Origin of the sequence: Paludisphaera rhizosphaerae (assembly GCF_011065895.1) — a bacterium.
Taxonomy (GTDB): Bacteria; Planctomycetota; Planctomycetia; order Isosphaerales; family Isosphaeraceae; genus Paludisphaera; species Paludisphaera rhizosphaerae.
In genome coordinates this window covers 107,291-120,467 of record NZ_JAALCR010000016.1, presented here as the reverse complement: position 1 = coordinate 120,467, position 13,177 = coordinate 107,291, and the positions used below count along the sequence as shown (strand labels likewise).

Genomic DNA, 13,177 nt, shown 5'->3' with positions numbered 1-13,177 from the left:
CCCCCACCCCCCTTGACCACCCTCGGCGGCGGCTTCTAGCATGAAGCCTTCGCTACCTCGATCGGATTGCGCGCTGCGCCTCCCGACCAGGGTTCGATTTCGCCATCATTTTCGGATTCCTTTGCCGGCTGAGTCTCATGACACGATCCGACGCCTCCTCTTCCCCCTCTGGCAAGCCCCACCGCGACGACGACGATCCCCGTCGAGCCGTCCCATCCGACGCAGAGGGCGTCGCGACGCCCGAGGGCGACGATGAGCCCGAGGCGCAGCCCGAACCCTGGACCCCAGAGCGGGTCACCGAGTGGAACGCCTATTACGACCTCTACGTCCTGGGCGCCGTGCTGCTGCTGGCGTTCGTCACGTCGGCGGTCCGGACCAACCACGCCCCGCTCTGGTCGAATCTCCAGATGGGCCGCGAGATCATCCGTCAGGGGTCGCCCGTCCTGACCGACTCCTTCTCCTACACGGAGGAAGGCAAGCGGTGGGTGAACGTCCCCTGGCTGTTCCAGACGGTCTCGGCGGCGGTCTACGACATGGTCTACGGGATGGTTCCAGAATCCCAGGACGACCCGACCGCCCACCGAGCCTCGGCTGAACAGGTCGCCACCGGCGCGCTGGTGGCTCTGACGGCCTTGCTCCGACTGGCGACGGCCTTCGTCCTGATCAAGGTCCGTCACAAGGGCCCCGGTCTGTGGTGGTCCGCAGTCTGCACGGCTCTGGCGCTCGGGGCGGCCGTTGCGCCGGGGGGGCTGATGCTCGGGGGGATCGGCCAGCCCGCGATCGTCGACTCCACCACCTGGAGCACCTTCTTCCTGGCCGTCGAGGTGCTCCTGCTCTTCCGGGCCTTCCAGCATTCCTCGCGATTCGCCCTGTACGCTCTGATTCCGCTGTTCCTCCTCTGGGCGAACGTCGATCCGACGTTCCTCCTCGGGTTGCTGATTTTCGGGGCCGCGACCCTCGGCAGGTTCCTCGACGGCAAGAAGGGGGAAACGCCCGCCTCTTCCAGGAGTCTCCGAGTCGAGGAAACCGATGCCCCGCCGCCGATCACAGCGGCTCTTGCAGGCGTCATCTTGTCGGTGTGCGCCCTGGTCGCGGTGCTCAACCCCTCGCACATTTGGATCTATCCCGCCGCCCTGGAACCGATCACGAGCTTCTTCAGCGGGTCGAAGGCCCTCCCGACTCTCAGCCAGCTCTCGTACTTCGGGCCGACGATCCGGTCCCCGCAGTACGGCGGAGTCTGGCATTTGTGGATGATCTTCTACTTCATCTGCGTCGGTGGCGGGCTGGCGACGTTCGTGCTGAACGCGAAGGGATTCTCCTGGGCGCGGCTCCTGCCGTTCGTGGTCGTGGCCGTCGCGTGGGCCTTCTACATCCGCTACGCGGCCGAATTCGCGGTGGTGCTGGCGGCGGTCGCCACGCTCAACGGGCAGGAGTGGTATCAGCGGAAGTTCGGGACCTCCGGGCGACTGGGAAGCGGTTGGACCACCTGGTCGACGGGCGGGCGACTGGTCACCCTGGCGCTCCTCTTCATTTGCACCAGCATGGCCATCACCGGCTACGGCAAGTCTCTGGGCGATCTTCGCTTCGGCTTCGGCTTCGACCCCGACGATTTCTCCTTCAAGGCGGCCGACTTCCTGGCGACGAGCGAGGGGATCAAGGGGAACGTCTTCAACTGGAGTCTCGGCGAGGGCGACGCCATCGTCTGGAAGGCGGGCCCGACGCGTAAAACCTTCGTCGACAGCCGCTCGCTCCTCTTCCCGTCCGAGATCCAGGAGAAGCACCGGACGCTTCTGAACGCCCTCCGCGACGACGACGCCGCGGTCTGGAAGCCCATCCTCGACGAGTACAAGATCTCGGCCGTCATGGTCGACGAGTCGGCCCCGAACACCCGTCAGAAGCTCTCGCAGAGCCCGAACTGGATCCCGTTCTACGACGACGGACGAGTGACGATGTTCGGCCGAGCCGACGCCGCTGAGCCGGACGTGGTCACCTTCCGCGACCGACGCCTCGAACCCGAGCGGCGAGCCTACAAGCTCGCATCCCCGAGCCCTGCGCCCGACCGGCCGCCGACGCCCGTCGAGTTCATCGACGACATCGTCCGGAGCCGATCGCTGACGCCGCCGCGGTCTCAGACCAACGCCGCTCGGCGCTGGCTGGCCGGCGGGACGAACCCCGACGGCACCCCTGCTCCTCCCGACCCGGCCCGCTGCTTGATGGCGATCCGCGAGGCCCGCGGCGCCCTCGCCCAGAACCCGGACGATTTCTCGGCCTATCGATTGCTCGCCATCGCCTATCGAGCCCTCGCCCAGCAAGAGGCCGCTCTGATCTCCGGCATCAAACTGACGCCCGAGAACCGCGACCGGATCGCCGCGATCAAGCCCTCCGGCACGCTGATGAACGAGCGGATCCGTCAGGTCGTGACCGCGCTGAAGTACGCCGTGGAGACCACTCCGCCGGTTCGTACTCAGCAGGAACGGATGGAGTTGATCTCTCTCCACTTCGACCTGTTCGACGCCTACTCGCAGCTCGGCTTCGTCGACCTAGCCCGCGACGAGTTGCAGGCCGTCTTCGACACCGCGAAAGCCGGCGACCTCAATCAGGAGGCTCGCGCCCAGTATCAGACGACCCTCGATCAGTACAACCAGCAGATCGGCCAGATCGAGCAGGCGATGAGCAGCCTCCAGATCGAGCGTCAGGCGGGGCCGATCGAACTCGGTCAGTTCGCGCTCAACCAGGGCGCGGTGGGGCTGGCGATCACCCAGTTCGAGGACGCCGACCGTAGCAACCTGAGCCCAACCGTGGTGAAGCCCCAGCTCGTCGACCTCTACTGCAGCACGGGCCAGCCCGAGCGGTCGCTGGAGATCATCAAGCCCTCCGCCGGCGCGGATCCGAATCTGGGTGAACCCTCGATCGCCTCGTTCCGTCAGGGCCTGGTCTACAAGCTGATGGGCAATTACTCGTACGCGTCGATGCTCTGGCAGACGCAGGCTCTGCCTCGACTGGCCTACGACCGCACCAATCGGGCGCTCGGGGTGGCCGTTCGCTCGATGCACGGCGATCTCGTCGCGACCACCAACGAAGCCGCCGCCGTCGGGCCCATGCTCAGCCGTCAGGCGAGTTGGGAGTTCGACACGGCCCAGTGCCTCCTCGAATGGGGCGAGCCGCAACAGGCGGCCGTCCACTTCGCCAAGGCCCTGGAGCTATCCTCCGACCTCGCGGTCAAGCCGTTGATCGAGTATTACCTCGACAAGCTCGGCAAGCCGGAACCTGTGCAACCGGCCGCAACGGCTCCTGCCCCGGCTCCAACTCCGGCCGAGGCGCCCAAGCCCGCGGCCCCCGCCGAGGTGGCGAAGCCCGAGGCCGCCAAGGCTCCTTGATCGCCCGGCAATGCCCGCGCGGGCGATTCGTCCGCCCGCGCGGGGTTCGGTTCACTTCGCCGGTTCGACGAGCACGACGTTGTCGATCCGGCAGACGACGTCCTGGAAGTCGTCGTTGGTGGAATATTCCCAGCCGATGAGGTAGCTGTTGGGAACGTCCTTCCCCGTGGCCTTGTCGCGGTAGGGGTAGATCATGGCCTTGTAGGGCTGGCTCGCAAGCCGCTTGTTGACTCGGGCGACCTGGGCCGGCTCCGAGAACACCCCGCCGTCGTTCAGGCCGTCGTTGGAGATCCAGAGGCCGAACGGCGCGTCGCCCGGCTCGAATTCGATCTTCGACGCCGAATCGATCGGCGGCGGCAGGTTCGCGCCCGACTCCAGATCCTTGGTCGTGTTCTTGAACACGTACGACCAGAGTTCCATCTTCTCCGGCGCGGCGTCGGCGGCCGGACGATACCAGCCGCCCCGGTTCTTCGTCTCAAGCCCTAGCGCGATGACCGGGCGGTAGATCACGGGTCCCGGCCCGGCCTTGCGGAACAGCCCTGGCGTGGCCGTGGCGGTCGTTTTGACCGGATTGAGGAGGTCGCCGAACATGGAAAGCCCGTAGCGGTCCTTCAGCACGACGACCCAGTCGGGCTCGTTGGGGCCGGGCTGGATCTTCGGCTGCGCCGCCGTCTGACCCTGGACTGCCCCCGCCCAGGCCAGGACGACCGGGAACGCGGCGGTGCGGAGAACGGATCTCTTCATCATCGGTTCACTCTCCCTCTGTCGGCCCCCCCTGAGTCCAGGGGAGCGGTGTGCGAGGCCGCCGGATCGCCAGCGAGGCCAGACCGAGCGTCGCGACCAGTCCGACGACCGTGACCGCCAGACCGATCCGGAACGACATCGGTTCATACGTATAAACGAGCTTGTGAGTCCCCGCCGCAAGCGCCGCCCCGCGCATCATGCGGTTCACGCGATAGACTGAAGCCGGCTGGCCGTCGATGGTGAGTTTCCAGCCCGGATAGTAGACGTCGGCCAGAACGACGATCCCCGGCGTCTCCAAAGTCGCCGTCAGTTCGACGCGAGTCGACTCGGGATAAGCGACCTGAACCTTTTCCGAGGGCCTGACGGGCGTGCGACGGGTGAACGGGGCGAGCGTGATCGCGTCCGCTTCTTCGATCCAGGCGACCTCGTGCGGGTTGCGCGAGACGCGCGTGGGATCTCGCCAGATCGGATCCTGGTCGTCGTACATGATGTCCATCATCGGAGCGGTTCGGGCCTCCCGCGTGAGCCCCGTGATCTTGGGCAGTTCGACCGCGCCATGGACGATCCACGCCCGCGGAAACCATCGGCGATTCCGACGGATCTGGTAATCCTTCGTCTCCACCCACTCCCGGGCCTTGGCGGTCGACTCCGGGGTGTCCGGCCCCTCCTTCTGCGGGACGATGATCTCAGAGTCGAAAACGAAGGCCGCGAAGCCGCGATCCTCGTCCATCCAGTCGCTCGTGAACGAAGGGAGGATGAAGTATCGGGTGTTCCACATGTCGAACGACCGGCGCGGGAAGTAGACGACCTTCTCGCCCGGCTTGATCCCCAGACTTCGAGCGAACTCCGGGCTCGTGGAGAAGGGAAATCCGCCGAAGTACCATTCGTAGTCGTAAAGCTCCGCGACCCCGATCGTATGCGTGTATTCCACGCCGTAGTTGATGCCGTACTTGGGCTGGATCGTGCCGCGCTCCCAGATCATGAAGTCCCGAACGCGATCCGTCGAGGAGTGCGTAAGCCAGCCAGGCGGGTTCCAGATCGGCGAGCGGTGGATGCGGAAGGGCCCGTCGGCCGGCTTCTCCTTCTCGGCCTTCTCGATGTGGGCCAGAACCTCCGGGGGCGTTTCGAAGAGTGACTGCGGGACCGTGGCGATCATGCGGCGATTCGCCAGCGTTAGGTCGATCGTCGCCAGGACGAGCACGGCGGCGCCAGCCAGGGCGGGCCTTCGGGTGAACGTTCGGACGATCGCGATCAAGGCCGCCGCCGCGAGCGCCGCTTGAACGAGCGCCGTCAGCGTCTCACGGTAGGCCGTCTGTGGCTCGAACGGGCCGAAGGCGCTGGACTGCGGCCCTTTTTCCAGCCACTGCAAGATCGGCCCTCTCCCCACAAGCACAACGATCGCCAACAGCGTCGACACGCCCAGGAGGCCGAGCGCCAGCCTGACGACGCGACGCGATCGGCCTCGCGTCAGGTCGTCCCATCCCAGTCCTCCCAGGACCGCAATGCCAAGGACGGAGAACGTCATCAACTTGGCGGGGAACCGAAACTGGCGGAATCCCGGCAGGAACGTGGTCATCGCCCAGTAGGCGCCGCCGTCGCCGTCGCGGAGGAATCCGTCTTTCCGCAACGGTGTGCCGTTCGCCGGATCGAGGTCGCCGATGGGCGGCGTTCCCGGGCTCAGCTTGTCGGCGACGAAGCGGGTCGCCCAGATCGGGCTCGTATAGGCGCCGAAGCTCCCCACCACTGTGACGGCGACGATCCAGGAGAACCAAACCCGCGCGGGATCTCCGCGTCGGAACGAGAAGGCGGCGATCGCCAGAATCACCGCGGCTCCGCCGATGTAGTGGGTGGGCACCCACACCTTGCCTCGATCCTTGCCCAGTTGAAGACGATCGAGCCAGCTTGCGTTGCCGCTGAAATAGGTGCCGAAGACGTTGGGCCAGAACAGCTCCACCAGGCGGTAGGGCTCGACGCTGAATGGATAGATTTCGTGCGGGCCTTCCTGGGCTGCACGAACCGTTTGCTGGGTGAACTCGGCGACCGGCAAGAGTTGTGCGGCCGTCATGGCGCCGGCAAGGATCGCCGCGCAGCCGAGACCGCACACAAGCCGCCAGAGGGTCTTCCGCTCGCTCGTGGGCTTCTTCCTCGAGAAGTAGGCGATGGCCACGACGGCCCACAGAGCCAGCACGAGTGTCGGCACCCAGCTCATCCAGAGAAGCGCGGGCGTCGGAGAGGGTGGGTTGTAGTGTGGCCGGAGCGACGGGGCGAATCGAGCCATCACCAGCGTCACGACGGTCCACAGGATCGCCAGCGCGACGAGCCAGGCCGCTCGACGCTTCCCTCGGCTGGGCCGATCAGATTCCTCTGCTCCTCGAAACCCGCGTCCGTGGGTCCAGGCCGCCCCGGCCGAGTAGGCGACCGAGCAGAGGCCCAGGAGATACGAGGCCTGCGGATCGCCGCCGAGCGTCTGCATCGTCAGCACAACGGCCAGCAGCACGAGCGATCTCCTCGATCCGCGCCGCACGTACCGGTCGACCGCCAGGAACCCCAACGGCAGCCAGGCGGCCCCCACGAGGTAGATGATGTTGCAGTACTGGAAGAGAATCGGCCCGCCGAACGTGTAAGCCAGCGAACTCAGGCCGCTCGCCGTCCAACTCGCCCCTAGCGATCGCATCAGAGCGAACATCGCCCCGAACGCCAGGGCTACGTGCGCGACGATGTACAACCGCGCGGCCCAGGCGTAGGGGAAAATCGCGTAGACGACCTTACCCGGATAGAGCACGGCGGCCGTCGGATTGCCCATCAGCGGCATCCCGGCGTTCTCTTCGGGCTCCCACAGCGGCCATCGCCCGGCGTTCCACTCGCGCTGCACGCGCTCGTAGAGCGGGTAATAAAAATGCGCCGCGTCACGATACGCGAACTGTTGGTCGTCGAAGAGGACCCGATGGAAACAGGCCAGCAGAAGGGCTGCCAGACAGACGACCGGAAGGGCTTTCGACCAGACGGACTCGCGATTCATGAAGGGGTCTCAAGGCCCGAGAGTGAGGATGAGGCGGTCGGGACGAGCTTATCGTATCACGTCCCAGACGCCCCGTCGCAATCCGAGGGAAGCTCGGCGCGCAAGAACGCCCGGCGGCCCTCCTGAGCAGGCCGCCGGGCGAATCGGACCTTCCTACCTTCCGGTCACTTGGCGGGCGGCGTGAGCGCCTTGTGAGGATCGGGCGAGGCGCCGTCAGGGCCAGGAGGGAGCTTGGCAGGAATCAACTCGGCCGTGGTCTTGACCTCGCCGGTCAGGGCCTTCATGAAGGCGATGACGTCGGCGATCTCCTGGGCCGTCAGATTCAGGGGCTTCATGTCCTTGTCGAGCGCCGGGTTGGGAGTGCCCCCCTTGTTGTAGTGGTCCATCACCTCTTCGAGCGTCTTCATGCTGCCATCGTGCATGTAGGGTCCGCTGAGGGCCACGTTGCGGACGGTCGGCGTCTTGAACGCTCCCAGGCTCAGGTCGGCCTTCTGGCCGATGGGTTCGGGGGCCCAGCGTCCGGGGTCGCCATGCTTCTTCTTGGCGTCGTCCCAGCCGACTCCGAGGTTATGGTACTCCTCGTCCGTGAAGTTGGCGCCGGCGTGGCAGAGCGTGCACTTGGCCTTCTGAAGCTCGACGGTGGGCTTGTATTCGTCGTCCTGGTCGAGGCGGAGGCCGAAGAGGACCATCCCGCGCTTCTCGCTCTCGTTCAGGGCGCTGACGTCGCCGGTGACGTACCGATCGAATTTCGAGTTCCCCGAGAGGGCGGCGACGCGCTCAAAGGTGGCGATGGCCTTCGCCACGCCGTCGAGCGTCACATCGGTGCCGAAGACCTTCTTGAAGGCCTCGCGATACGCGGGGATCTTCCGAAGCCGCTTGACGACGTCTTCGTGCTTCTGCTCGCCCATCTCGACGGGGTTGACCATCGGGCCCTGCGCCTGGCCCTCAAGGCTGGGCGAGCGGCCGTCCCAGAACATGTTCTTGCCGAACGCCGTGTTGAAGACGGTCGGGGCGTTGCGATTGCCGCGCTGACCGTCGATGCCCGTGGAGGTCCGCCCGCCGTCGCTCCACCCCTTGTCCGGGTTGTGGCAGGTGGCGCAGCTCACGGTGCCGTCGAGCGAAATGCGAGGATCGAAGTAAAGCAGCCGCCCCAGCTCGTACTTCCCCTTCGTGATCGGATTGGAGAGCGGCACGACCGTCTTGGGAGCCAACGGAGGGAGCCCCGTGGGAACGACCACCGCCAGGGGTTCGTCCTGGATCAGGCTCGGGTCGGGGCGCTGCCAGAGGAACTCGGCGGGATTGGCGGGGTCCTCGTCCGCGGGCTTGTTCGGCTCGTCCTGCGCCGCAGCGGCGAGCGGAGCCCCCCCGGCGGCGACCGTCATGGATTGGTGAACCCAGGCCATCCCCGACAGCAAGACTAGACCGGGGACGAACAACCAGTGCGTTCTCGTCATCGTCATGAACCGACTCCGGGAGATCGAGGCCGAGACAAGGTTAGGTCGGGACGCCGGAAAGTGACGCCGGGCCCCTGGGCTCGCGAGGGAGGCCTTGCCGCCCGCGGCCGGATCATCGCTTCCGCTCTTCAGACTGGTTCGCTTTCAAGCGCACCGCTGCGTGCCCTTGAACCGACCAGTGATGACCGTTGATTCAGGTTTCGCAGCCCTTGCGGCTGCAGGATGTCACTCGCCGTGGAAATCTCGGGATGAGCTTTCGCGAGGTCGTCGCATGTTTCCCGACCGAGATCACCGATTCCTGCCGATCCAATCGAGGCCGCGACGAAGGCCTCGCCACACGGCCGAGTCTCTTATATCGTAACGACGAGCCCCCAATCAAGAATCATTCTTGATTCACTGTCCATTCGGAGAGTCACCATGAAACAGCCGCCCCGGATCGGCCTGACGGGCGAGATGGTCGTCGAGGTCGTGGAGGAGAACTGCATCAACTTCGCCGACGACCGGATGCCGGCGGTTCTGGCGACCCCCTGGCTGGTCGCCTATCTGGAGTACGTCTCCCGCGATGCGCTCTCGGCCTGTCTCCTGGAGAACGAGCGAAGCGTCGGCGCCTTGGTGGAGATCGAGCATCTCGCCCCGAGCCCGATCGGCTCGCGCGTGACCTGCCGCGCCCGGGTGATTCACGTCGAGGGTCCGGTGGTTACGTTCCGGATCGAGGCGTTCGACGAGGCGGAGCCTGTCGCCAAGGGCCTGCACAAGCGCCGGGTCATTGACGTCGAACGCTTCGCCCGACGTGTCGCGAAGAAGCAGAAGCCACCGAAATCATGAGGACGCATCGGGCTGGAACGGCGGGAATTCCCCCGATCGATGGCGACGAGCCAACTCGCAGTAGTGCCGCCAGGACTTGTCCATCCGATCGCGGGTCGATTCGCCGATCAGTCGCAGGACTCGCGCCGGCGAACCGACCACGAGGGAGCCGGGAGGGACTTCCATCTTCTCCAGCAACAACGCGCCGGCTCCAACGACCGACCCCGCGCCGACCTTCGCGCCATTGAGCAGGATCGCTCCCATGCCGATGAGACAACCGTCCTCCACGATGCAGCCGTGAAGGATCGCCCGATGGCCGACGGTGACCCGGTCGCCGACGGTACAGGGGAATCCCGGGTCGGCATGGATCATCGTCATGTCCTGGATGTTGGTCGAGGCTCCGATCTGGATCGACTCCGTATCGCCGCGAATCACGGCCTGATACCAGACGCTGGAATCGACGCCGATCTGAACGTTGCCCACGACGATGGCGCCGGGAGCGACGAAGACGGTGGGATCGATCCGCGGTTGCTTCGCGTTGGAATGGTCGGACATAATCATGAGACCTACGTAAACCAAACGATGCGTGCAGCCAACCGACGCGAGACCGTCCCCGAGGAGCGTCTCCCCGCATGCCTCAGCCTCGCCTACTCGTCGCCGCCTTCGGGACGGTGCTGACCTTCGCGAATCTCATCGCGAACGCCCAGCCGCCCGCCGTCGACTTCAGCCGCGACGTTCTGCCGATTCTCTCCGAGAACTGCCTCCTCTGCCACGGTCCCGACGCCGGCGCTCGAAAGGCCGACCTGCGCCTGGACGTCCGTGAGAGCGCTCTCCGTCGAAAAGACCCGATCGTCGAGCCTGGCAAGGCGGCGGAGAGCGAGTTGATTCGCCGCCTCACGACCGACGACGCCGACGAGAAGATGCCCCCCGCGAAATCGGGCAAGACGCTCTCGCCCGGCCAGGTCGCGACCCTCTCGAAGTGGATCGACGAGGGAGCCCCCTGGGGCCGCCACTGGGCCTTCGAGCCCCCCCATCGCCCCGATCCGCCCTCGATCCGTCAGCTTGATCGCGCCCGAACCCCGATCGACCGCTTCGTGCTCGCGAGGCTTGAGAAGGACGGGATCGCCCCCACTCCCGAGGCCGACCGGACGACCTTGATCCGTCGCCTGAGCCTCGACCTCACTGGCCTGCCGCCCACCCTCACCGAGATCGACGAGTTCCTCGCCGACCGACTTCCGAACGCCTACGAGCGCCTCGTCGACCGGTTGCTCGCATCGCCCCGATACGGCGAAGCCATGGCCAGCGACTGGCTCGACGCCGCCCGCTACGCCGACACGAACGGCTATCAGAACGACTTCGCCCGCACCATGTGGCCCTGGCGAGACTGGGTCGTCGCCGCCTTCAACGCGAATATGCCCTTCGACCGCTTCACCCTCGAGCAGATCGCCGGCGACAGGCTCCCGAACCCGAGCCTCGCCCAGAAGATCGCCACCGGATTCAACCGCAACAACCGGACCGTCACCGAGGCCGGGTCGATCGACGAGGAGTGGCGAATCGAAAACGCCATCGACCGCGTCGAAACCACCTCAACCGTCTTCCTTGGCCTGACGATGGGTTGCGCCCGCTGTCATGACCACAAGTACGACCCGGTATCCCAGCGCGAGTTCTACCAGTTTCTCGGCTTCTTCAACGACGTCAACGAGAAGGGCGTCTACACCGAGACCCGGGGAAACGTCCCGCCGTTGGTGGCCGTCCCCTCGCCTGAACAACAAGCACGCCAGCAGCAACTGAACGCCGATCTCGTCGAAGCGACGAGGGCCGTCGAGGAATGCGAGAAGAAGCTCGCCGAGCGTCAGGGCGCCTGGGAGGAGCATGTTCGGCGCGAGGCTCCACCGAGCGAGCCGTCCGACTGGACGCTCCAAGTCCCCCTCAACGGAGAACTCCCCGCCACCTCAACCTATCGCGGCAAAGGCGTTCCGACCTGGGTCGACGGTCCTCTGAAGTCAGCCCTGGCGCTCGACGGCGAGCCCGAATCCTTCGTTGAGGCCGCCCCAGGCGTTGAGCTTCAAGCGGAGAGCCCGTTCACGATTGCGTTCTGGGTTCGTCCCCTCGGCGATGGAGCCTGCCTCAGCAAGATGGACGAATCGGCCGCATTCCGGGGCTATGACGTCTGCATCCTCGGCGGCCGGCTCACTGTCCACGTCATCAACAACTGGCCGAGCGATGCGATCAAGATCAGGTCGAAGGCCCCTCTTCCCAAAACCTCCTGGAGCCACGTCGCGGTCACCTATGACGGATCGAAGAAGGCCGCCGGCCTGAAGATTCTCATCGACGGCCGACCAGTGGAGGTTGAGGTCGAAACCGACTCGCTCAAGAACACCATCGCGACGGACCAACCGCTCCGGATTGGACGACGGACCGCCAGCCTCCCATTCAAGGGTGAACTCGCCGACATCCGCTTCGCCGCTCGAATGCTCTCGACGGACGACGTCGGCGCCCTGCACGATCATCCCGTGATCGACATCGCCCGCACGCCCGAAGCCGATCGGACGGCGACTCGCAGGGCGATCCTCGCCCGCCATTTCCAGACGGCCGTCGACCGCGAGCTGCCGCCGCTCTCTGAGCGTCTGACGAAGCTCAAGGCGGAGAAGTCGGAATACGAGAAATCGATCCCAACCGTCATGATCATGGAGGACGCGTCGGAGCGCCGGCCGCTCTTCCTGCTGAAGCGCGGGCAGTACGACCAGCCGGATAAGTCACAGCCCCTCGCCGCAGGCGTCCCTTCGTGCCTGCCTCCTCTCCCCGAGGGAGTCGGTCCAGATCGGCTGGGGCTGGCGAAATGGCTGGTCGCCCCAGAGAACCCGCTCACCGCCCGGGTCGTCGTGAACCGGATCTGGCAGCGACACTTCGGCGAGGGCCTGGTGAAGTCGTCCGAGAACTTCGGCCTCCAGAGCGAGCCGCCGACCCACCCGATGCTCCTCGACTGGCTGGCGACGGAGTTGGTTCGCAACGATTGGAGCCTGAAGAGCCTGCACCGATTGATCGTCACGAGCGCCACTTACCGGCAGTCGTCCCGGGCTCCGGCCGAGCTCATCCAGCGCGATCCGGAGAACCGACTGCTCGCCCGAGGCCCTCGATTCAGGCTGGGATCCGAGGCCGTTCGCGACAACGTCCTGGCGATCGCGGGGCTCCTCTCAACCCGGATGGGAGGCCCATCCGTGAAGCCCTACCAGCCTGCTGGACTCTGGGAGGAACTCGCGGGAGGCGCGGGGGAAGGCCCCTACGTTCAGGACAAGGGTGAAGGGCTCTACCGTCGAAGCCTCTACATCTACCGAAAGCGGACCGTCCCCCACCCGGTCATGTCCACCTTCGACGCGCCCAGCCGCGAGATCTGCCAGGTGAAGCGAGCCCGAACCAACACCCCGTTGCAGGCCCTCGAACTGCTCAACGACGTCGTCTACGTGGAGGCCGCTCGAAACCTCGCCACGCTCATGCTCTCGCAGGGAGGTTCCACGGCGGAGGACCGCATCGCCTTCGCGTTCCGTCGCGCCACGGGCCGGGAACCGAGTCAGACCGAGCGTCGAGTGCTGCTCGCCAGCCTGTCTCGATATCTGGAGGCCTTTCGCGCTGACCCGGCGTCGGCCGACGGTTTCATCCGTCAGGGCGAGAGAACCGTCCCCGCAGGCGTGGATCCAGTCGAACTTGCGGCTTACACCGCCACAGCCGGAGTGGTCCTCAATCTGGACGAGACGATCACGCTCGAATGAGCACTGAAGGAG

7 protein-coding genes are annotated in these 13,177 nt (G+C 65.9%); 3 read left to right on the top strand and 4 right to left on the bottom strand.

Translation table 11 applies throughout. The features are described 5' to 3' along the window. The first annotated feature begins 137 nt into the window (after window positions 1–137). Complete coding sequence (locus tag G5C50_RS20645) at window positions 138–3,377, top strand: tetratricopeptide repeat protein (protein WP_165072328.1); 3,240 nt, start codon at window positions 138–140, stop codon at window positions 3,375–3,377. A 51-nt stretch (window positions 3,378–3,428) separates the two neighbouring features. On the opposite strand, the gene G5C50_RS20640 is transcribed toward G5C50_RS20645, so the two are convergent. From G5C50_RS20640 to G5C50_RS20630, 3 genes are all read right to left on the bottom strand, one after another. Further along, the gene (locus G5C50_RS20640; protein ID WP_240907293.1) at window positions 3,429–4,124 is read right to left on the bottom strand and encodes a hypothetical protein; all 696 of its coding nucleotides are present in this window, start codon (window positions 4,122–4,124) and stop codon (window positions 3,429–3,431) included. Between the two features lie 4 nt (window positions 4,125–4,128). Then, a complete protein-coding gene (locus G5C50_RS20635; protein WP_165072469.1) occupies window positions 4,129–7,140 on the bottom strand; it encodes a YfhO family protein in 3,012 nt (1,003 codons plus the stop codon). A gap of 164 nt (window positions 7,141–7,304) precedes the next feature. Next, a complete protein-coding gene (locus G5C50_RS20630) occupies window positions 7,305–8,600 on the bottom strand; it encodes a cytochrome-c peroxidase (RefSeq protein ID WP_165072467.1) in 1,296 nt (431 codons plus the stop codon). 411 nt (window positions 8,601–9,011) lie between these two features. On the opposite strand from G5C50_RS20630, the gene G5C50_RS20625 reads away from it, so the two are divergent. Beyond that, complete coding sequence (locus G5C50_RS20625; RefSeq protein WP_165072457.1) at window positions 9,012–9,419, top strand: thioesterase family protein; 408 nt, start codon at window positions 9,012–9,014, stop codon at window positions 9,417–9,419. On the opposite strand, the gene G5C50_RS20620 is transcribed toward G5C50_RS20625, so the two are convergent. Continuing rightward, window positions 9,414–9,953 (bottom strand): gamma carbonic anhydrase family protein, encoded by a 540-nt coding sequence (locus G5C50_RS20620; protein ID WP_206107783.1) that lies wholly within the window; start codon window positions 9,951–9,953, stop codon window positions 9,414–9,416. The two genes, G5C50_RS20625 and G5C50_RS20620, sit on opposite strands and share 6 nt — an antisense overlap. Before the next feature lie 77 nt (window positions 9,954–10,030). On the opposite strand from G5C50_RS20620, the gene G5C50_RS20615 reads away from it, so the two are divergent. After that, window positions 10,031–13,165 (top strand): DUF1553 domain-containing protein, encoded by a 3,135-nt coding sequence (locus G5C50_RS20615; RefSeq protein WP_165072453.1) that lies wholly within the window; start codon window positions 10,031–10,033, stop codon window positions 13,163–13,165. Window positions 13,166–13,177 lie beyond the last annotated feature (12 nt).

Coding starts and splice junctions, on each gene's coding strand:
- G5C50_RS20640 (WP_240907293.1), bottom strand. CDS start 4,124: ATGATGAAGAGATCCGTTCTCCGCACCGCCGCGTTCCCGGTCGTCCTG.
- G5C50_RS20625 (WP_165072457.1), top strand. CDS start 9,012: ATGAAACAGCCGCCCCGGATCGGCCTGACGGGCGAGATGGTCGTCGAG.
- G5C50_RS20620 (WP_206107783.1), bottom strand. CDS start 9,953: ATGTCCGACCATTCCAACGCGAAGCAACCGCGGATCGATCCCACCGTC.
- G5C50_RS20630 (WP_165072467.1), bottom strand. CDS start 8,600: ATGACGATGACGAGAACGCACTGGTTGTTCGTCCCCGGTCTAGTCTTG.
- G5C50_RS20645 (WP_165072328.1), top strand. CDS start 138: ATGACACGATCCGACGCCTCCTCTTCCCCCTCTGGCAAGCCCCACCGC.
- G5C50_RS20615 (WP_165072453.1), top strand. CDS start 10,031: ATGCCTCAGCCTCGCCTACTCGTCGCCGCCTTCGGGACGGTGCTGACC.
- G5C50_RS20635 (WP_165072469.1), bottom strand. CDS start 7,140: ATGAATCGCGAGTCCGTCTGGTCGAAAGCCCTTCCGGTCGTCTGTCTG.